Annotated in this window: 20 protein-coding genes; 6 read left to right on the top strand and 14 right to left on the bottom strand. The window is 65.7% G+C overall.

Going from position 1 to position 20039, the window contains the following annotated elements; all coding sequences use genetic code 11:
• Positions 1 to 128 precede the first annotated feature (128 nt).
• The gene (locus FJ979_RS17485; protein WP_224684818.1) at positions 129 to 620 is read left to right on the top strand and encodes an invasion associated locus B family protein; all 492 of its coding nucleotides are present in this window, start codon (positions 129 to 131) and stop codon (positions 618 to 620) included.
• An 18-nt stretch (positions 621 to 638) separates the two neighbouring features.
• Here FJ979_RS17485 and FJ979_RS17480 read toward each other — a convergent pair whose 3' ends face one another.
• Positions 639 to 2624 carry an ABC transporter ATP-binding protein/permease gene (locus tag FJ979_RS17480; protein WP_140582421.1) on the bottom strand — a complete coding sequence of 662 codons (1986 nt, stop codon included), beginning with the start codon at positions 2622 to 2624 and terminating at the stop codon, positions 639 to 641.
• A gap of 296 nt (positions 2625 to 2920) precedes the next feature.
• Here FJ979_RS17480 and FJ979_RS17475 point away from each other — a divergent pair, with 296 nt between their 5' ends.
• Positions 2921 to 3361 (top strand): hypothetical protein, encoded by a 441-nt coding sequence (locus FJ979_RS17475; RefSeq protein WP_140582680.1) that lies wholly within the window; start codon positions 2921 to 2923, stop codon positions 3359 to 3361.
• A gap of 48 nt (positions 3362 to 3409) precedes the next feature.
• On the opposite strand, the gene FJ979_RS17470 is transcribed toward FJ979_RS17475, so the two are convergent.
• The 8 genes from FJ979_RS17470 to FJ979_RS17435 form a co-directional block, all read right to left on the bottom strand.
• Positions 3410 to 4396 carry an ABC transporter permease gene (locus FJ979_RS17470; protein WP_140500083.1) on the bottom strand — a complete coding sequence of 329 codons (987 nt, stop codon included), beginning with the start codon at positions 4394 to 4396 and terminating at the stop codon, positions 3410 to 3412.
• Between the two features lie 229 nt (positions 4397 to 4625).
• On the bottom strand, positions 4626 to 5597 hold the full coding sequence (locus FJ979_RS17465) for an ABC transporter permease (RefSeq protein ID WP_140521484.1): 972 nt from the start codon (positions 5595 to 5597) through the stop codon (positions 4626 to 4628).
• A complete protein-coding gene (locus FJ979_RS17460; protein WP_140521485.1) occupies positions 5594 to 7144 on the bottom strand; it encodes a sugar ABC transporter ATP-binding protein in 1551 nt (516 codons plus the stop codon). Before FJ979_RS17460 ends, FJ979_RS17465 begins: the two co-directional genes overlap by 4 nt.
• Before the next feature lie 278 nt (positions 7145 to 7422).
• The gene (locus tag FJ979_RS17455) at positions 7423 to 8457 is read right to left on the bottom strand and encodes an ABC transporter substrate-binding protein (protein ID WP_140582418.1); all 1035 of its coding nucleotides are present in this window, start codon (positions 8455 to 8457) and stop codon (positions 7423 to 7425) included.
• A 101-nt stretch (positions 8458 to 8558) separates the two neighbouring features.
• The gene (locus FJ979_RS17450) at positions 8559 to 9473 is read right to left on the bottom strand and encodes a sugar phosphate isomerase/epimerase (protein ID WP_140557833.1); all 915 of its coding nucleotides are present in this window, start codon (positions 9471 to 9473) and stop codon (positions 8559 to 8561) included.
• A 38-nt stretch (positions 9474 to 9511) separates the two neighbouring features.
• Entirely contained in the window at positions 9512 to 11047 is a 1536-nt protein-coding gene (locus FJ979_RS17445; protein ID WP_140557835.1) for a mannitol dehydrogenase family protein, read from the bottom strand.
• Entirely contained in the window at positions 11044 to 11826 is a 783-nt protein-coding gene (locus FJ979_RS17440) for an SDR family oxidoreductase (RefSeq protein ID WP_140500072.1), read from the bottom strand. Before FJ979_RS17440 ends, FJ979_RS17445 begins: the two co-directional genes overlap by 4 nt.
• Before the next feature lie 70 nt (positions 11827 to 11896).
• Positions 11897 to 12790 carry a MurR/RpiR family transcriptional regulator gene (locus FJ979_RS17435; RefSeq protein ID WP_140582415.1) on the bottom strand — a complete coding sequence of 298 codons (894 nt, stop codon included), beginning with the start codon at positions 12788 to 12790 and terminating at the stop codon, positions 11897 to 11899.
• Positions 12791 to 13121: 331 nt separating this feature from the next.
• On the opposite strand from FJ979_RS17435, the gene FJ979_RS17430 reads away from it, so the two are divergent.
• Entirely contained in the window at positions 13122 to 14306 is a 1185-nt protein-coding gene (locus FJ979_RS17430) for a Gfo/Idh/MocA family oxidoreductase (protein ID WP_140582412.1), read from the top strand.
• 285 nt (positions 14307 to 14591) lie between these two features.
• Positions 14592 to 15125: a sterol desaturase family protein gene (locus tag FJ979_RS17425; protein ID WP_140500066.1), complete on the top strand. Its 534-nt coding sequence runs from the start codon at positions 14592 to 14594 to the stop codon at positions 15123 to 15125.
• 47 nt (positions 15126 to 15172) lie between these two features.
• On the opposite strand, the gene dinB is transcribed toward FJ979_RS17425, so the two are convergent.
• A complete protein-coding gene (dinB, locus tag FJ979_RS17420; protein ID WP_140500065.1) occupies positions 15173 to 16414 on the bottom strand; it encodes a DNA polymerase IV in 1242 nt (413 codons plus the stop codon).
• Between the two features lie 141 nt (positions 16415 to 16555).
• Between dinB and FJ979_RS17415 the strand changes: the two genes are divergently transcribed.
• A complete protein-coding gene (locus FJ979_RS17415; protein ID WP_140500063.1) occupies positions 16556 to 16792 on the top strand; it encodes a hypothetical protein in 237 nt (78 codons plus the stop codon).
• Positions 16793 to 16936: 144 nt separating this feature from the next.
• On the opposite strand, the gene FJ979_RS17410 is transcribed toward FJ979_RS17415, so the two are convergent.
• Positions 16937 to 17353 carry a helix-turn-helix domain-containing protein gene (locus tag FJ979_RS17410; protein ID WP_140521490.1) on the bottom strand — a complete coding sequence of 139 codons (417 nt, stop codon included), beginning with the start codon at positions 17351 to 17353 and terminating at the stop codon, positions 16937 to 16939.
• A gap of 139 nt (positions 17354 to 17492) precedes the next feature.
• Here FJ979_RS17410 and FJ979_RS17405 point away from each other — a divergent pair, with 139 nt between their 5' ends.
• A complete protein-coding gene (locus FJ979_RS17405) occupies positions 17493 to 18080 on the top strand; it encodes a dihydrofolate reductase family protein (protein ID WP_140561103.1) in 588 nt (195 codons plus the stop codon).
• Positions 18081 to 18230: 150 nt separating this feature from the next.
• On the opposite strand, the gene FJ979_RS17400 is transcribed toward FJ979_RS17405, so the two are convergent.
• The 3 genes from FJ979_RS17400 to FJ979_RS17390 all read right to left on the bottom strand — a co-directional run bounded on the left by FJ979_RS17400 (position 18231) and on the right by FJ979_RS17390 (position 20034).
• Positions 18231 to 18974 (bottom strand): 2OG-Fe(II) oxygenase, encoded by a 744-nt coding sequence (locus tag FJ979_RS17400; protein WP_140582409.1) that lies wholly within the window; start codon positions 18972 to 18974, stop codon positions 18231 to 18233.
• Positions 18971 to 19516, bottom strand: a complete 546-nt coding sequence (locus tag FJ979_RS17395) for a methylated-DNA--[protein]-cysteine S-methyltransferase (protein WP_140557843.1) — start codon at positions 19514 to 19516, stop codon at positions 18971 to 18973. Before FJ979_RS17395 ends, FJ979_RS17400 begins: the two co-directional genes overlap by 4 nt.
• A gap of 287 nt (positions 19517 to 19803) precedes the next feature.
• Complete coding sequence (locus FJ979_RS17390; RefSeq protein ID WP_140500055.1) at positions 19804 to 20034, bottom strand: hypothetical protein; 231 nt, start codon at positions 20032 to 20034, stop codon at positions 19804 to 19806.
• Positions 20035 to 20039: the final 5 nt, after the last annotated feature.

The raw sequence follows: 20039 nt of genomic DNA, 5'->3' as shown, positions 1-20039 counted from the left end.
ACCATGCCCACGGCCCCGAAAATCCCATCCGGTTTTCGGGGCCATGCGCGTGAACCCCCAAGAGAAAGTCGCCATCGTTGTTTGACAGATTTGTTCTTCTGAAGGCGGCCGCAGTCTGCGCGGCGGCACTGGCCGCATCGGGTGCCTGTGCGCAACAACAGCACGCGGCCACGCTTCCAAACGGCGCGTCGTCGCTCCAGGAGACCTATCAGGACTGGAGCCTGGCCTGCACCATCCAGGACAATGCACGCGCCTGCTCGGTTTCGCAGGACCAGACGCAGAAGAACGGCCAGAGGCTGCTGGCGGTGGAGTTGCGGGCGGGGCCGAAGGGTGGATTGACCGGAACCCTGCTTCTGCCGTTCGGCATCCTGTTCGACCCAGGCGTGACGATCCAGATCGACGACCAGCCGCCCCTCGGCCAGTTGCGGTTCCGCACCTGCCTGCCGAACGGATGCGTGGCGCAGTTTCCGATCGATCGGGCGCTGGCGCAGAAGCTGAAGGCGGGCGGCGTATTGACGCTCAACGTCATCACCGACGCCGAGACCAAGCTCAACTTCCCCGTCTCCCTGAAAGGCCTCGCCGCCGCCCTCGACCGCGTCGCGGCGCTGAGCGGGCGCTGAGGAGGGACGAAGTCGGTTTTACTCCAGCTCGCGCGGCCTTTGGGCCGCAGCGCCGGAGCCCCACAAGGCGCGCCTGAGCAGGTTCCGTCCGCCCTTGCGCGGCACAAGATTAATATCGCTGACAAGCTTTGCGCCGCCCTCGCGCCGCTCCAATGTGATCTTGCGGCTGTGGAAGGCTTCCAGCTCGGCGCGATGCGCGACGCTTATGATGGTCACCTTCGGTAATTCATGGATGACCGTCTCCATCATCTTGTCCTGGCTCTTCTCATCGAGCGCAGACGTCGCTTCGTCCAGAACGACGATATCGGGATGATGCAGCAGGAGGCGCGCGAAGGCGAGCCGCTGCTTTTCGCCACCCGACAGGGTCTGGTCCCAGGGCGCGTCTTCCTCGATCCGGTCCTTGAGATAATCGAGCCCCACCTTGTCGAGGGCGGCGTTGATCTTCTCCAGCGTCCAGTTGTCGGCGGCGGCCGGATAGGCGACCGCGCGGCGCAGCGTCCCGGAGGGGATGTAGGGACGTTGCGGCAACATGAACAGCCGCCTGCCGGGGTGGAAGTCGACGCTGCCGCCACCCCACGGCCAAAGGCCTGCGACGGCGCGCACCAGCGTGCTCTTGCCCGAACCGGATTCGCCGGCCACCAGCACCCGCTCGCCAGGCTCGATCTCTACCTCGGTTTCCTTGACCACGCCGGTGCCGTCGTCGAGCGACACCGAGAGATTGTCCAGGCTGAGCATCGCACCGTCTTCGGTTTCGCCGTGCCTGATGCGGCCCAGCGCGTCGCTGCGTTCGGCGCGCTCCAGCCCGTCAAGCGACATCATCAGCGAGGCAATACGCCGTGCCGAGGCGTTCCAGTCGGCGAGGCGGGGATAGTTGTCGACCAGCCATCCGAACGCGGCCTGCACGATGGCGAAGGCTGAGGCAGCCTGCATGATCTGTCCAAGGGTCATGCTGCCTTCGAGAAATTTTGGCGCGCAAAGCAAGATCGGCACGACCGGCGCAAACAGGCTCGACCCCTGCGACACCAGCGCTGTGCGCATGTGCTGGCCTGTCAGCAGCGCCCATTGCCGGAGCACCGTGCCGAACGTCTTGTCGATGCCGCTGCGCTCCTCCTCCTCGCCGCCGAGCAAGGCGATGCTCTCGCCGTTTTCGCGCACGCGCGTCAGCGTGTAGCGGAAATCGGCTTCCGCTTGGTTCTTCTGCTCGGAGAGCCGCACGAAATGGCGGCCGATGACCACCATCGAAGTGGAGGTGATGGCGGCGTAGATCACCGCGGTCACGACCAGGAAGCCGGGAATGGTGACGCTCCAGCTTCCGATCGGCAAAGTCAGCGCCCCGCCGATCGTCCACAGCACCACGATGAAAGTGGAGGCCGACAAAAACGCGTTGATCACGCCGGAGATGAAATCGACGGGCGATTCCGTGGCGATCCGCAAATCCTCCGCGATGCGTGCCTCGGGGTTCGTGTGGTCGCCGCCCACGAGGTTCAGCTGATAGTAGCGGCCGCTTGCGAGCCAGCGCGCGATGATGGCGGTGGTCGACCAGGAACGCCAGCGGCGCTGGATCGTCATGCGAAGGTAGACTTGCGCGACGACAAGGCTTGCGCTTCCAACCACGAGCGGCGGGAACACGGCGCTGAGCACATAGACGGTGTGGGCGTTGCGCTGCTCGATGGCGTCGAAGATCGAGCGGTTCCAGATGTTGATCCCATACTGGAAGCCGACATTGATGCATATCAGCATCAACAGCCCGATCGTGAACGGCCAGGCCAGCTTGTCGCCGCGCGTGCTCCAGTAGCCGCGCGCGCTGATCCAGAAGCGCCTCAGCAGGTATCGCTTGCGCGCCTGCTCGGCCTCCTGCGGCGTCAGCTCCGGACCGGGTTCGATGGCCCCGGGCGGCGGCGCAGCCTCGCCCACGACCTCGGACGCAACTTCGACTGTCGAGGCCTTCTCCTGGTGCGACTTCTCTGCCTTGCGCCGCCTGGCGCCGTCGACCGTTTTCGGCATGAGTTCAGCCTCGGATGTAACGGCGACAACGGCCTAAAAATCAAAAAGTTTCACCAGGCCCGCTCCAGACGGCGCCATGGGTCTCCCCGTGCTCCCCTGCTCGACCCGCGATGCCGCCAGCCGCCGCTGGACAATTCGCCAGCCGGCGGGCCCGTTTAGCGACGGTCTCCTCGCAGCCGGAACGAGACCGTGTGCTTGGAACCAATGATGGGCGAGACTGTTTAGCCATGAACTTCGATGCGACGCCGACGTCCCGGCCCGGTCGGGTGAGCAGCGACCTTGAGGAGCCCCTTGTCATGAAGATTTCGTCCAGATTTCGTTCAGTCGCCATCGCCGTCATCACTGCCGCGGGCGTTGGCTTTGCCAGTGTCGCGCACGCCGACACCGGAACGATCCGCTTCTCCATCTACAAGGCGGCCTTCTTCATCGGCGGCGCCGGAGGCGAGGGCACGCTGACCTTCCATGGCCGCCGGTATCCGATCTCGGTCGGCGGCATTTCGGGCGGCCTCGCCTTCGGTGCCTCCAAGACCTATTTCCGGGGCACCGTGCGCCATATCAAGCGCGCCCGGGACGTGACGGGCGTGTACGGCGCGGCGGGCGGCGGCGGCGCGCTCGGCAAGGGCGCCCAGGTGATCGTCATGACCAACGACAAGGGCGCCCAGCTCGAGCTCACGGGCAGGCAGGTAGGGCTGCAAGTCAACGCCGATCTCAGCGGCGTGAGCATCACGGTGAAGTGAGGGCGATCACTGCGTCGGTGTTTCCAGGGATGAGCCGGCGGCCCCTCCCTACCGCTCCTCCACGATCCGCAGATAGGCCGCCGTCACGAACAGCACGATCAGGCCGAACAGGATCCTTCTTGCCCCCTCCGGCATCTGCAAAATCGTCAGCAGCGTCGTCAGCACGGTCAGGATCAAGGCGCCGATGATGGTGCCGGTATAGCCGCCGCGGCCGCCGAAGATGGAGGTGCCGCCGATGACGGCGGCGGCCACGGAGGGCAGCACCAGCGGTTCGGCGAGGGACAGGGAAGGGGCCTTGATCAAGCCGATATAGAGCAGGCCGGTGATGCCGGCGAGCAGGCTGGAGAGGACGTAGAGCGCGGTGATGACCTGCCAGTAGCGCACGCCGGAAAGGCGGGTCGCGCGCTCATTGTCACCGACGGCGTAGAGCAGGCGGCCGAAACCGGTGCGGTTGAGGCCGAAGACGATCAGCACCGCGACGGGGACGAACAGAAGCAGCGCGTTGGGAAACCCTGCGGTCACGCCGGTGCCGAGCCAGGCGAGGAAATCGGGGATCTTGGCGCCCGAGGCGATCACCGTGCGTTGATAGACCTGCAGGAAGCCGGTGCCGATCAGGCTGGTGCCCAGCGTCATGATCAGCGGATGGACGCGGAAGACGCCGACGCCGATGCCGTTGACGAGGCCGATCAGCACCGCCGGCATCATCGCCAGGAGGAAGGCCACGGCTGGCTCCTGGTTGACGGCTTGCGTAGCCATGATGAAGGCGCTCATCGTCGCCACCGTGCCGACAGAGAGATCGATGCCGCCGGTCAGCATGGTCATGGTCTGGCAGCCGGCAAGGATCGCCAAGGGAATGGCGAATTTGATGGTGTTGGCGATCCAGCGCTCGTTGACGATGCCGGGGCGCAGGATCTGCAAAATCACAACCAGGATGACCAGCAGGATGACCAGCGGAATCAGCGGCCGGTCGGCCATGAAGCGTTTGACACGGCGGCCGAAGGGGACGGGTTGGGGCGTGATTGCTGACGTGCTCATGGGGTGGCTCTTGTCTGCAAATGTAGCGCCCTACGGCGGCCCCCTCTGTCCTGCCGGACATCTCCCCCTCCAGGGGGGAGATCGGATGGGGTGACGGCTTTCGCAAATTGTCGGCGTTGCAAGAATGAGCGAGCCGCCGAAGCTCCCAATCTCCCCCCTTGAGGGGGAGATGTCCGGCAGGACAGAGGGGGGCGCCGTAGAGCGCTATGCGCCAATTCATTCTCCCTCATCATTGCCGACCCCGCATCGTAATGAAAGCCCCGAACATCACCACGGCGACCATGATCAGGCCCTCGATGATGGCGGTGACGTTGGGATCAATGGCGAGCAGGGTGAGATCGGTGCGCACCAGGCGCAGCACGAAGACGGCGACGATGGGGCCGAGCAGGCCGCCCTTGCCGCCGCCCAGCGCCACGCCGCCCAGCACCACGGCCGCGACGCTGGCGAGCAGATAGGGGCCGGGAATAGGAGCGCCGATGCCGGTGCTCATGGTCAGCGCCAGGCCGCCCATGGCCGCGAACAGGCCCGACAGCGCATAGGCGATGATGCGGGTGCGCTTGACCGGCACGCCGCTGCGGAACGCCGCCAGCTCGCTCGAGCCGATGGCGTAGATGGACAGGCCGAGGCGCGAGCGCCGCAGCGGTATCCAGACGATGCAGAGGCAGATGATCAGCACCAGCAGAGCCTTCGGCAGCCAGGCGTCGATGTTCTGCGGCAGGCCGGGTATCGGGACCGTGCCTGAAATCATCGCCTTCAGCCATTCGGCGGCGGCGCCGCCCGGCGCGCCGAGCACCAGAAGAGCCGCCCCTTGCAACACGAACAGCATGGCGAGCGTCACCACGATGTCGGGGACACGGGTGGCGACAATGAGCAGGCCGTTGAGCGCGCCGAGCACAAACCCCATGGCCAGTACGAAAGGCACCACGAACAGCGCGTATTCTTCCGAGGCGCCGGCCATCATCGAGGCGGCGGTGACGCTGGTCAGCGCCATCATGGCGGCGACCGACAGATCGATGCCGCCGGCGATGACGACGACGGTCTGCGCGGCCACGGCAAAGGCGTAGGGCAAGACGGCCCGCGCCAGCGAGCCGAAATCGCCGCTGCCGTAGCCGGGCTGGATCAGCTTGGTGACGACGAACAGCACGATGAGGAGGGCGAACAGGCCGGCGACCCAGCCCTGGCGGCGCAGGAGATGGCTCATGGCGTCGCCTCCGGCGCATCCGGGGCATTTGCTGTCGGGTCCGCCAAAATGCCGATATCGGCCTTGACGCCGCGCGGCAGGCCGTAGGCGGCGCGCATCAGTGCCGGCTCGTCCGCTTCCTCGACCGGGAAGATATCGACGACGCGGCCGCCGAAGATGACGATGACGCGATCGCAGACGCGCTGCACCTCTTCGAGTTCCGAGGTGTAGAACAGCACCGACTTGCCGTGGCCGGCGAGCTCGCGCAGCAATTTATAGATCTCCTGCTTGGTGCCGACATCGATGCCGCGCGTCGGGTCGAAGCACAGGATGGTGCGGGCATCCGCCGCGATCCAGCGGGCGATGGTCACCTTCTGCTGGTTGCCGCCGGACAGGCGCTGCACCTCGCCTTGCGCGCGGGTGTCGATCTGGAGGCGCGCGATGGCGCTCGCCACCGTGGCGCGCTCCTTGCGCATGGCGATCGGCCCCCAGTTGCGCAAGGCGGCGCTGAAGGGCAGCGCGATGTTCTCGCGCACCGAGCGCTGCATGGCGAGGGCTTCGGAACGGTCGCCCGGCACATAGGCGATGCCGGCGCGGATGGCGTCGATCGGATGGGTGAATTTCGCCGGCTGGGCGTCGACCTCGATCGTGCCGCCGGACGGTTTGATCGAGCCGGCAAGGGCGGCGAACAATTCATCCTGGCCCTGGCCTTCGAGCGCGACGACGCCGGCGACCTCGCCGTCGGCGAGCTCGAAGGAGACGTCGTTGAGCTTGGTGCCGACGCGCAGATTGCGCACGGCGAGACGCGGGCGGGCAGGGGCCGATGTGGCGGCCTGGCCGGCGGCGCGGGCGGTCACCTTGGTCTTCTCGATGCGGGCGCCGAGCATCAGCTCGACGATCTTTTCCTCCACGCCGGGCTCGATGTCGAGAACGCCGACGGTCGCGCCGTCGCGCAGCACGGTGGCGCGGTCGCAGAGCGCCGAGATCTCGACGAAGCGGTGCGAGATGAAGATCACGGCGCGGCCGCTGTCGCCCTGGCGACGCACGACTTCCAGCACCTTTTCGGCAAGATTTGCGGGGAGCGCCGCGGTCATCTCGTCGAGCAGCAGCACGTCGGGCTCGACGGCGAGCGCCCGCGCCAGGTCGAGCACGCGCAGCACCGCCAGCGGAATGTCGCGCGCGGTGTCGCGCAGGTCGAGGTCGGGAATGCCAAGTTCGCGCACCCAGGCGCGGAACGGCTCGACGGGCGTGCCGGTCAGCCGCAGATTGGACAGTATGTCGAGATCGGGGATCAGCGACGGTTCCTGGTAGACGGGCAGAAGGCCAGCGCGGCGCGCGGCGGCGGGCGAGCGTATGTCACGCGCCTCGCCACGGATCAGCACGCGCCCGGCCGAGGCAGGAACCGCGCCGGTCAGGATCTTCACCAGCGTCGACTTGCCGGCGCCATTGGCGCCCATCAGGGCATGCACCTCACCCGGCAGGACAGACAGCGACGCGTCGCGCAGCGCGGCAACCGCACCGTAATTCTTGGCGACGCCGGAGGCGTCGAGGAGGGGTTTGGTGGTCAAATTGCTGTCCGTACCAGAAACTCAATTGCTGGCGCTCTACGGCGCCCCCCTCTGTCCTGCCGGACATCTCCCCCACAAGGGGGGAGATCGGCCGCAACTTCGGCTTTCGCCAATTTTCAACGTGGCAAGACGAGAGCCGGCGCCGAAACTGCCAATCTCCCCCCAAGTGGGGGAGATGTCCGGCAGGACAGAGGGGGGCGCCGTAGAGCGCTAACCTATCAAACCTTTGGTTGGCGAGGACGGCAAACGCCATCCTCGCTAGCCAATCAAAATAGCCCTTATTCCCCCGGCCCCTTGCACGCGACGATCTGGTCCTTGGTGTACGTCGTCCAGTCCGGGATCGAGATCGAGACCGGCCATTCCGGGCTGAGCGACGGATCGGCGGCGGCTTTCAGCTTGGCCTTGCCTTCCTCGGTGGCGTTCTCCCAGAGCTGCGGCTCGACCAGAACGGTCTGCTGCGCCGGCTTCTTGCCGTCGAGGATCTGGAGCGCGAGCGTCACGCCGGCGCCGCCGATCGAGCCGGGATTGGTCACGGCCGCCCCGACCAGGTCCTTGACCGAATTCAGCTGGCCGACGAAACCGGCATTGTCGGCGCCGACCACGGGCACCATCGGCGCCTGCGATTCCACCAGCGCGTCGACGATGACGTTGTCGATGCCCGAGGTCCATACGCCGTTGAACGGCGTGCCGGTGGCGAGGAAGGACAGCATCTGCTGCTTGGCCTGGTCCTGCTGCCAGCCGGTGAACACTTCCTGCGCGACCTTCACGTCGGGGAATTCGGCCAGCGCCTTCTTGAAGCCCTTGTCGCGATCCGAGTCGGCGGAGGCGCCGGCGGCCCCGCGCATATAGAACACCTCACCCTTGCCGCCCATCTGCTGGAACAGCCATTTGGCGCCGAGATAGGCATATTGTTCCTGGTTGTTGGAGATGATGTAGGCCGAGGGTTCGGTGACCGCCTGGTCGACGGCGACGACAACGATGCCGGCCTTGGTGGCTTCCTCCAGCCCGGCCTTGATGCCGGCGGGATCAGCCGGATTGACGACGATGGCGTCGACCTTGGCGCTGATCAGGTTGCGGATGTCCTCGAGCTGCCCGGCGGCGTCGGTGTTGCGGTGGGCGATGTTGAGCTTGGTCACTTCGCCGGAGGCCAGCGCCTGCGCCTTCATGGCGCAGACCATCTCCTCGCGCCAGCCATTGCCCTGCACGGTGTTGGAGATGCCGATCGTGTATTTGCCCTCGGCGGACGAGGCGCCCATCGAGGCCAGCAAGGCAGCGCCGGCAAGGAGCGGCACCATGGTCAGGTATTTCTTCATTTCAGATTTCCTCCACTTTGATTTTCGTTTCGATTCCAAGTCGTTACACCGGGCCGCGCAGAAAGAGATTCAGGCGGCGCCTCGATGTTGTTTTTGCGCCTTCATTTGACGAAGGGACGCAGCACGTCGCGGGCAAGCAGGAAACCGCGCTTGACCTTATCGTCGCTGCCCTCGAACCACCGGTCCTCGTGCTCGATGATGATCGGGCCGTCATAGCCGGCACGGTAGAGGCCGGAGAAGAAGCCGTTCCAGCCGACATCGCCCAGCCCCGGCATGCGCGGCACCTGCCAGCCTATGCCAGACGAAAGGATTCCGCGCTCGTACAAACCATCATGATCAATCATCAGGTCCTTGGCGTGGACATGCAACATGTAGGGGCCGAATTCCCTGATGAAGCGGGCCTGGTCGATCATCTGCCAGACCAGGTGTGAAGGATCGAAATTCATCCCGACATCGCCGCCCCAGGTTTCGAGGATGCGGCGCCAGACCAGCGGCGAATAGGCGATGTTGTGGCCGCCCGGCCATTCGTCATAGCTGAAGATCATCGGGCAGTTCTCGAAAGCGAGCTTGACGCCGTGATCGCGCGCATGGGCGACGATATCGGGCCAGATTTCGAGCGCGTGCTGCCAGTTGACGTCGACGGTCTTCGAGGCATCGCCGCCGCAGAAGGTGTTGACCAGGGGCACGCCCATATTCGCGGCCAGCACGATCACCTGCTTCAGATGGTCGATCACCGTCTTGCGGTGGGCGGCATCGGGATGCAGCGGGTTGGGATAATAGCCGAGACCGGAAATGGTCAGCCCCTTGCCGGCAAGGTTTGCCGCGATGTCCCTGGCCTGCGCCGGCGAGGTCGCGGCGGTGTCGATGTGGCTTGTACCGGCATAGCGGCGGCTGGCGCCGGAGGCTCTCGGCCAGCAGGCGATTTCCAGCGCCTCGAAGCCGGCCGAGCTTGCCCAGTCGGCGACCGCGTCGAGCGGCGTCTCCGCGAACGGTGCGGTGAGCAGTCCAAGCCTCATAGTGCCTCCCCTGGTCGTGAATTCACGACCGATTCCTACTATGCAGATCGTGCCGGTTGCTTCAACCGCTCATCTGCCGGTTGCGCGCATGCATGCCTGACGGTTGCCATCGGATCGTCCGACAACAGCCCGTCGAGCGCCGATGTGACGGCCTTGCGGAACATGTCGTTGGCGGCGAGGGCGGGATCGAAGATGGCGTCAATCGCCAGGATGCCCGCAGCCAGTACCGGGACGTCGCGTCCGCTTGCCTCCGCTATGCCAGCGATCTTGCCGGCATAGGGGTCCGACACCGGCCAGCGCCGGCCGAACCGGGATGAAGCCTGGATCAGATAGGCCATCCAGCCGGCGACGGATACCGACAGCAGCGCAATGCTTTTTTCCTCGCCCAGCCGATCGCGGATCGGGTTGAGTAGGCGCTGCACGATCTTTTGCGAGCCGTCGGTGGCGATCTGGTGGTTGCGGTGGCGGATCGCGGTATTCTGCAGACGGCCAAGGCTCTGCTCGACATAGGCTGATGGGTCCATGCCGGGCACCGGCTTCAACGTTGGCAGAGTCTCCTCGACGAGCATGCGGCGCACGAAGGCCGACAGCAGCGGGTCCGCCATCGCATCGAAAGTGTGTTCGAGGCCGGCCAGCACGCCGAGATAGCTGAGCGTCGTCTGAGCGCCATTCAGCACACGCATCTTGAGATGCTCGAACGGCGTGACGTCGTCGACGAAGGTTGCCCCCACCAGGTCCCAGCGCGGCACGCGGCCGGCGAATTTCTGCTCGATCACCCATTGCCGGAACGGCTCGCCGGCAACGACGGCTCCATCGCGGTAGCCGAAAAGCTGCTCCACACCGTCGAGATCGGCCTGCGTGCTCGCCGGCACGATGCGGTCGACCATGGCGCTGGGGAAGGCGGCATTGGCCGCGATCCAGCCGGCAAGGCCGTTGCCGCGCCGTTCGGCAAAAGTCCGCACGACATTTTCCAGGATGGTGCCGTTGGCCGGGATATTGTCGCACGAGAGCAGCGTCAGCGGCCGGCCGTGCGTGGCCATGCGTTGCTCCAGCGCCCGCGCCAGAATGCCGGGCACGCTGCGCGGCGTCAGCGGGTTTGCGAGATCGTCGACGATGTCGGGATGGTCGAGGTCGAGCGCGCCGCTGGCCGGAATATGGCAATAGCCCTTTTCGGTAACGGTCAGCGTCACGAATTCGATGTCCGGGGAGGACAGCACTTCGAGCGCGGGCATAGCGCTCGCCTGGCTATCGACAACGCGCACGATGCTGCCGATGACGCGCGCCTCGACTTGGGAATCCTGGCGGATGAGCCTGGTGTAGAGCCCGTCCTGGGGGCCGAGCGTATCGGCGAGCGCCGGCGGACGGATGTTGATGCCGACCACGCCCCAGCGGCCGAAGCTCCGCGCCAGGAGGTCGTCGGTGTATTCGGCCTGGTGGCAGCGGTGGAAGGCGCCGACGCCGAGATGCGCCATGCCTGCCTGGAGCAAGGCACGGTCATAGCCGGGCCTTTGCACCGTCGCCGTCAGGCGGCCGAGCAAGGCCGGACCGAGCGTCTCGGGCGCGGCTGTGCTCACCGGTTGGCTCCGATCACCCACTGTTCCTGGTCGATCAGCGAGCCGGTCATCGGTCCCGCGGCGTCGGAGAGAAGGAAGACGGCGAGCCTGGCCACGTCCTCCGCCGAGAACAGCCGGCCGAAGGGCTGCGCGGCGTTGGCGGCATCGAGCCAGCCGGCGCCGTGGCCGAGCGTCTCGGCCTGCATGACGCGCTCGGCGGGCGTATCGGTCCAGCCGACATTGATGCCGTTGACGCGGATGCGGTCGAAGCGGTGGGCGTTGGCTGCGTTCCTGGTCAGCGTCGCCAGCGCGCCCTTGGTGGCGGAATAGACGGCGAGCTCGGGCGAGCCGCAATGGGCATTGATCGACAGGATGTTGACGATCGCGCCGCCCTGGCCCCGCTTCCGCATGTCGGCAATCGCCGCCTGCATGAGGAAGAAAGGGGCGCGGGCATTGACGGCGAACAGCGAGGCCCAGTCGTCGGGGGTCGCATCGAGGAAGGAGGCCCGGTCGGTCAGGCCGGCGGCATTGACGAGACCGTCGATACGGCCGAAGCGGTCGATGCAGGCTTGCGCCAGGAGGGCAGGGGCTGCCGGGTCAGAAAGCTCGGCGGCGATGAAGTGTGCCGGCGTGCCCGCTTGCGAGAGCTCCGCAGCAACGGCCTCGCCGCGCGTCCCGTCGCGGCCGGTGACCAGCAGGCCGCCGGCGCCGGCACGCGCCAAGGTTTCGGCGACTGCCCGGCCGATGCCTTGCGTCGCGCCGGTGACCAGCACCATCTTGCCGTCGAGCTGAAGCTCCATTCCTCCTCCCGGAACAAAGTTTCTATTTCTGAAGATATGGAATGTCAGTTCCCGTTAGTCAACCGCGCAATCATTCTGCCCGTTGGGCCACGACACCATGGACCAAAGCCATGCCGACGGCGAGCGACGCCGCCAGCGAGCGGAAGCCTGCGAAATCCTGTTCCACAACTTCCAGCCAGGTGTCCGAGAACTTGACCAGCGGAGAAAAAGTGCTGTCGGTGATGGTGACGATCCGCGCGCGCCGCTCGTGGGCGACCGCGACGAGGTCGGGCGTGATCGAATTGTAGGGACTGAAGGAGACCGCCAGCACCGCGTCGCGTCTGCCGATGCAGCCGACCTGGTCGAGCGCGGTGGAGCCGACATTGTCGACCAGCACATTGCGCACGCCTTGCTGCGACAAGGTCAGCGAGAGATAGCTGGTGACGGGAAAGGCGCGCTTGGAGCCGATGACGTAGATCAGCTCGGCGGCCGAAAGCAACGCCACCATTTTCTCGAAGCTCTCGATATCGAAGCCGGTTTCGATGCGGCCGAGCGAGGCCTGCGAGGCGCCGACCATGCCGCGCAGGAAATGCAGGTCGGCATTGGATACGCGCGGCGTGCGTTCCTGGCCGCGCCCTTCCGGCCAGGACGCCTTGACATGGTCCTTGAACAGGCCCTGGAAATCGGAAAAGCCGGCATAGCCGAAGATCTGGGCGAAGCGCACCAGCGTCGAAGGCTGCACCCCTGCCTGCGCGGCGACCTGTGCGATGGTGCCGAGCGCGACGTCGCTCGGATGCTGCCACAGGAAGATCGCGACCTGGCGCAGCCGCTTGGGGAAATGGACAGTGCCCGACGACAGCACCGCGCGCAGTTCCTCGTAAGTCTGCGGCTTGATATAGCCGAGCGCCGCCAGCGAACGCCCGCGCTTGCGGGTCGCCGCCTCGTCGGCGCTGGACCGTCCGGATGATTTGCGCGTCCCGCTCATGATTTCAGGCTAGCGCGATACGATCGTTTTACAATATGAAAATTGGAAATCCTGTTCGAGGGTGGTAGCTGTTCTGCAGCGAAGAAGTTCGATGCATTCAACATAGCACCCTATGGCGCCCCCCTCTGTCCTGCCGGACATCTCCCCCACAAGGGGGGAGATCGGATGTCACGCCGGCTTTCGCCAAATTGCCAGCGTTGCATGAAAGGCGTCGCGGTCGACGCTGCCAATCTCCCCACCTGTGGGGGAGATGTCCGGCAGGACAGAGGGGGGCGCTACAGAACTCGACGGTGGGTGCTGGCTTAACATCCTTAAATCGGAGGAGACAAACATGGTTTATGCGACATCGGACGGATCGGCGGGCAAGCGTTTGCGCGTCGGCATGGTGGGAGGCGGGCAGGGCGCCTTCATCGGCGCGGTGCATCGCCTCGCCATGCGGCTCGACGACCAGATCGCGCTGGTGGCCGGAGCGCTGTCGTCCGACCCCGGGAACGCCGCCGCCTCGGCCGCCGAGATCGGCATCGCGCCGGAGCGCAGCTATGCCGATTACCGCATGATGGCAAAGGCGGAGGCGGCGCGCCCGGACGGCATCGAGGCGGTCGTCATCGTCACGCCCAACCACCTGCACGCGCCGGTCGCGACAGCCTTTCTGGAAGCCGGCATCGATGTGATCTGCGACAAGCCGCTGTCGACGACGCTGGGCGAGGCGCAAGCCCTGGTGGCGCTGACGCGGGAGAAAAATCGCCGCTTCGTCGTGACCCTCAACAACACCGGCTACGCCATGGTGCGCCAGGCGCGCGAGATGGTGGCGGCGGGCGAACTCGGCCGCATCGTCTCCGTGCACGGCGCCTATATCCAGGACTGGCTGACCAGGCCGATCGATGCCGACGGCCAGAAACAGGCGGAATGGCGCACCGACCCGGCGCGCGCCGGCCAGTCGGCGGTGCTGGCCGATATCGGCGTGCATGCCTTCAATCTGGCGAGTTTCATCAGCGGCCGCGAGGCCGAGACGGTGTCGGCCGACCTGTTCACCGCCGTGCCGGGACGGCGGCTCGATGATAACGCGCATGTGCTGGTGCGCTGGGCGGGCGGGGCACGCGGCACGATCCTGGCCAGCCAGACGTCGCCCGGCCACTATAATGATCTCTCCGTGCGCATCTATGGCGACAAGGCGGGGCTTGAATGGTCGGGCACGCGGCCCGAGGAACTGCGCTTCTCCAGATATGGCGAGGAAACCCGCACGCTCGTGCGCGGCGGCCATGGCTCGACCGAGGAAAGCCGGCGCGTGTCACGCATGCCGGCCGCCCATCCCGAAGGCTATATCGAGGCCTTCGCCAATTTCTACCGCGACGCCGCCGACATCATCCGCGCGCATCGTTCGGGCGCTGCTGTCGATGCGGCCCGGGCGGCGCAGGTGCCCGATGTGGTCGACGGCGCGCGCGGCGTGAAGTTCGTCGCCGCGGCGGTGGAGTCGAACGCGGCTGATGGGGCGTGGACGGCGGCGAGGTTTGGGTGAGGGTGTGCCATCCAATGTGAAGTACGCCATCGCGGCCACGTCGACGGTGCCGCGCGGTTGATGGCGATCAAGAGTTGGCCGTCCATTCGGGCCGCGCTGAGTTCCGCCATTTTTCAGCTCGTTGCGAGGCTGGTTTCGAGGGCAGCAGCCGGTTGACTCTGCTTCCAAATCGTTGCCGCCGACCTTGCGCGAGGTGATTGCGACGCTATGTCAGGCGCATCCGCGTTGCTCCCCGCCCGCGCATTCGGCAATCTGTCGCTTCTTCGGCGTTGAAGGCTTGCTCCGATGGAACTCGGTCTCATTGGATACTACAGCGACTTCGTGGTTTACCCCCTGGCGATCGCTCTGCTGGCTGTGGCCGGGCTTATCGAGGCCGGCGAAGAGAGCGCGCCAGGCTGGCTGGCGACGGCGCTGGCGTGCCTGTGTCTGTGGACGCTGATCGAATACGTCATGCACCGCTTCGTCCTTCACCACATTCCCTGGATCAGGGATCTGCACGCCCGCCATCATGTCGAGGAGCGCAGTCCGGTGGGCACGCCGACCTGGCTCAGCCTCGGCGTGCATGCGCTTGTCGCGTTCTTTCCCGTATGGATGGTCTCGGATTTCGCGGTCGCCAGCGCGGCGAGCTGCGGGCTGATGCTGGGCTACCTATGGTACGTCAGCATCCACCATGTGATCCATCACTGGCATCCCACTCATCCGAGCTATCTCTACACGCTGAAGCGCCGCCACGCGCTGCATCATCATGTCGACGAAAATGTCAATTTCGGCGTGACGTCGCTGTTCTGGGATCGGGTCTTCGGCACGATGCGGCTCTGAAGCCAACTGGTGTGCGCCATTCGGGAAGCGCAGACAGCCATTCCCGCTTACAATTCCTTCTGCGCCAATTCCCTGAACTCGTCGGGCACCGAGCGGGCCGCCTCCAGCGCCACGGTGCCGTAGCCGACGGCCTGTTTGCCGAAACGCTCGCGGATCTTGTCGATGGCGCGGTCGGCGCCGAAGCGTGCGAGGCCCTTCCTGGTGCCGGGGCGGCGCTTTTCGTCGGCGAGGCCGAGCGGCAGTTCGAGCTGCAATTCGGCACTTTCCTCCAGATGCGAGACCGAGATCGCCAGCAGCGAAATCGTCCTGTCATGCGGATGATCGGCAAGCACGCCCCGCACCAGGTCTGTCGCGATCTCGGCCAGCATCACCGTCGCCGAGATCGGCTGGTCGAGCGTGATCGAGCGGGTGACGGCGCTGAGGTCGGCGAAGCGCACGCGCACCGTCACCGTGCGGCCGGGGCGCGCCTTGGCGCGCAGCCGGCTGGCGACCCGGTCGGCCAGATGCAGCAGGACGGGTATGTAGACGCATTCCAGTGCCGGCTTGCGGCCAAGCGCCGACTGGGCACCGGCCGAATGGGCGCGGCGACGTGTTTCCAATTTGCGCGGATCGCGGTTCCACGACAAGGCGGCAAGCTTTTCGCCGGCGGCAGGGCCGAGCAGCCGCGCCAGCGCGCCGCTGTGCGTCCTGGCCAGTTCGCCGATTGTCTGGACGCCGATCTCGGCCAGCCGCGCGCTGGTCGCCGGGCCGACGCCCCACATCAGGGAGACCGGCAGGTCATGCAGGAAGGCGATCTCGGTGCCGGGCTCGACCACCACCAGCCCATCGGGCTTGGCCACCTGCGAGGCGATCTTGGCCAGGTGCTTGGTGCGCGCCACGCCGATCGAGATCGGCAGGCCGAGTTCGCTTCGCACGCGGCGGCGAATGGTCGAGGCGATCTCCCGCGGCTGGCCGAACAGATGCGTGCAACCGGCGACATCGGCGAAGGCCTCGTCGATGGAGATGCGCTCGACCAGCGGCGTGAAATCGTCGAGCACCTTCATCGCGGCATCGCCGAGCCGCTGGTAGTCGCGGAAATTTCCGCCGACGAAAATCAACTGCGGGCAGAGCTCGCGCGCCTTGCGCCCCGGCATGCCGCCGCGCACGCCGAAGGCGCGGGCTTCGTAGGAGGCGGCGAGCACGACGCCGCCGCCGACCGCGATCGGCTTGCCGCGCAGCGAGGGGTCGAGAAGCTGCTCGACCGAGGCGTAGAAAGCGTCGAGATCGGCATGCAGGATGGTGGGCTCCATCCCCGGTTCCTCGCGACGTTGTAGAGTATGGAACATAAAGAGAACAAACATTGCTCGCTGTCAAGCGAGGTCGCGATCCGCCGGAACATTGTCGCTCACAATCGCGTTGACGGCCGAAGGGCGCCGCGTGCGGAGGCTGGCATGGGCAACTTTGAAATGATCGATCTGGTTTGCGTCGTCAACGCCTGCTCGACCGACCGCGCCGCGGGGCGGCTGGTTTCGATGGCCAAGGCCGTGGAGGAATTGCGGGTGCTGACCGGCGATTTCGTCTCGGCCGACGAAACAGTCGCGAATGCGCTGAGTGAAGTCGCGCTGCAGTGCGGCTGCGCCGTGCTGTTCGATGAGCAGGCGGGCGCCGACATATTGCGCACGCCATAGCTCGTCGCCGGCGTGCTGCAATGCATCACGCAACCGTTCCAATTGCTTGTTTTTGCGCTATTCCGAACAGAGGGCCGTGACGCACTTTCTAACGCGCGTTGCCTGTGCGGGTCGTTGTCCCCGAGGCCACCTTGGCGACATCCATCAACCGAGATGCTCCGCCCGCAGCGCCTGCTTGAGGCGCTCCAGCGCCGGCTCGCCGTCGGCAGCGAGCTTATCGGCGATCCTTGCCAGATCATCGTCGGCCTTGCGGTGCTTGCTGCCCCAGGCGCCGAGCGTGGCCAGCACGGGCAAAAGGTCGATGCCGGCCTCGGTCAGGCGATAGATCGCCTTCAGCCCATGCGTGGGATCACCGCTGCGGGTGAGGATGCCTTCGTCCTGCAATGTCTGGAGGCGCTCGGCCAGCGTACGCGAGGAAATGCCCTCATCGGATTGCAGGAATTCGCGAAAGTGCTTTTTTCCGGCGAAGACCAGGTCGCGGATGATGAGCAGCGTCCAGCGGTCGCCGAGCAGTTCGAGCGACAGGTTGATGGGGCAGCCAGACCGGTCCCGTGTCGACATGTGTATGGTTCCATTTTTAAATCGCTTTACTATTGACATCGTTTTCATCTCAGGTCAATAGTTCCAAATGAAACCATCGGCAACCGTGCCGGCCGGACGGGTAAAACGAGCCGCTCGGCCCTTGACTGGGAGAACCATGATGAAAAAGCTGATCCTCCAGATGCAGATGTCGGTCGACGGTTTTGTCGGCGCCGCCGGGGATCATCGCTGGCAGCTCTGGGAATGGGGCGACGACAGCGCCTGGGACGAGGAGCTGAAGCGGGACTTCAACGCCGTCTTCGCCGGCATCGATACCATCCTCTTGAGCCGCAAGATGGCCGAGGAAGGCTACCTCACCCATTGGGGCAATGCGGCGAAGAGATATCCGCGCGACCCGTTCTATGCTTTCGCCCAGCGCATCGTCGAGGCGAGGAAGGTGGTGCCGAGCGACAGGCTCAAGGCCTCGCGATGGGAGCGCACGACAGTGGTCAGCGGCGACCTGCCGCGGGAGGTCGACTTGCTGAAGAGGGGTGAGGGCGGCGACATCGCGGTGTTCGGCGGCGCCGGCTTCGCCTCGGCGCTGATCGCGGCCAGGCTGGTCGACGAGTTCCAGCTGTTCATCAACCCGGCCGTGCTGGGCGCCGGCCGCCGCATCTTCGACCAAGGCGGGTTCGGCAGGCTGCGGCTGCTCGGCTCGAAATCCTATGCGAGCGGCATGGTGGTGAGCCGCTACGCGCCGGCCGGCTAATCGAAAGGCATTGCACTGATATCATGCCTGCCGTTGAGCTTGGGCATGGCAGTCGGCGATGCAGCACCAAGCGCGGTTCTGCCTTAGCCCCAGGGGCGAAGGGAACACGCGCCTCGATGTACTCTTGGTCAACACCTTGGCCTCACCAATTCACTTCGCATCATGAAAAATGATGCCCACCGTGTGCCGCATGCCCGAGCGCAGGCGGCTGACGCCGTGGCGCAGATTGACGCGGTAATTGCCCTTGGTGCCCTGCACCGGCCGATTGTGGACGGCGAAGGAGACGGCATCGCCCTGGCGCAAGGGCACCACTTCCACCCGGCTCTGCATGCGCGGCCGCTGTTCGGTCAGGGCGAACTCGCCGCCGGTGAAATCCTCGCCGGGTTCTGAAAGCAGAACCGCCACCTGCACCGGAAAAGCGAGGTCGCCATAGAGGTCCTGGTGCAGGCAGTTGAAGTCGCCGGGCACATATTGCAGCAGAAGTGGCGTCGGCCTGACCTGGCCGGCGGCGTGGCACTGCTTGAGAAAGGCGGCATGCGTTTCGGGATAGCGCGTGGCGATGCCCATGCGCTCGTTCCAGCGGTTGGCGACCTCGGCGAGCCTGGGATAGAGCGCCGTGCGCAGCCCGCCGATCAGGTCCGGCAAGGGGTAGCGGAAATAGCGGTATTCGCCCTTGCCGAAGCCGTGCCTGGCCATGTGGATATGGCTGCGGAAATGTTCTTCATGCGGATAGAGCCCGGCGAGTTGCCGACACTCCTGCGGCGTGAGCAGCTTTTCCATCACGGCACAACCGACGCCGTCGAGTTCGGCGGCGAGGGCCGGCCAGTCGTAAGCGGCAACCCGTTCCTCGGCGGCTTTCACCACCGATGCCGCAACCTTGGCATGGGCGTTCATATCGCGGCCTCTTTGTCGAGCAAAGCGTGCTTGCGCTCAGTGCCCCAGCGGTAGCCGGAGGGCGTGCCGTCGGCGCGGACGACGCGGTGGCAGGGAATGCCGAGCGCGATCGCGTTGGCGGCGCAGGCCGTCGCCACGGCGCGGGCGCCGTTCGATTGGCCGAGACGCTGGGCAAGGGCGGCGTAGGTGATGGTTGCGCCGCGGCGGATGCTGCGAAGCTCGCCCCAAACTTTTTGCTGGAACGGCGTGCCGTGGCTGATGTCGAGCGGCAGGTCCAGGCCGGCGGCGGGCGTTTCGATGAAACATGCTATCGCCGCGAGATCGTCATGCAAGGCGGTCTCGTTCTCGACCAGCATCTTGCCGGGAAAGCGGCTGGCGAGGTCCTGCGCCAGCGCCTCTGCGTCGTCGCCGATCAGGATGGCGCAGACGCCGAGGGAACCGCGCGCGGCGAGGATTTTGCCGATCGCGGATTGGGCGATGGCGTAGGTGATGGTGTCGGCGCCGGAGGCTGTCGCCGGCGTGTGGGTTTGCATGAGGTTCATTGCTTCACTCCTTCTGTGTGCCTGAACCCTAGCCGCGTGCCTTCCGTTCCTCACTCCGATGGTTGCTTTCAAATTCAATTTCCGGAACGGTGCGGAGGTAAGTACCCTACGGCGCCCCCCCTCTGTCCTGCCGGACATCTCCCCCACGAGGGGGGAGATTGGCAATTTCGGCGCCCCACTCATTCCTGCAACGTCGTAGATTGGCGAAGGCGGTTGTGACAGCCAATCTCCTCCCAAAGTGGGGGAGATGTCCGGCAGGACAGAGGGGGGCGCCGTAGAGCGCTGATTTATGCGATACGAATGACAGCAACCTCGCCAAGCAAAAAAACCTCGCCTGATAACAGCCGCAGTTCGATCTCGCCGGTCGCGCCACGGCTCCACTCGGCCTTGCCGCTCTCGACAAGCTCCCCGAGCGCAGCCATCACCAGCGACCGCGCATCTTTGGCGCGTCTGACGGCGCCGCGATGGGGGATCCCAATGTCCGCATCGGTGGTGGAAGACCTTGCCATCGCGCCCATTGCCG

Source organism: Mesorhizobium sp. B1-1-6, from assembly GCF_006443035.1.
Lineage (GTDB): Bacteria > Pseudomonadota > Alphaproteobacteria > Rhizobiales > Rhizobiaceae > Mesorhizobium.
The sequence above is the reverse complement of the archived record's forward strand: the minus strand, read 5'-3'. Positions and strand labels throughout refer to the sequence as shown.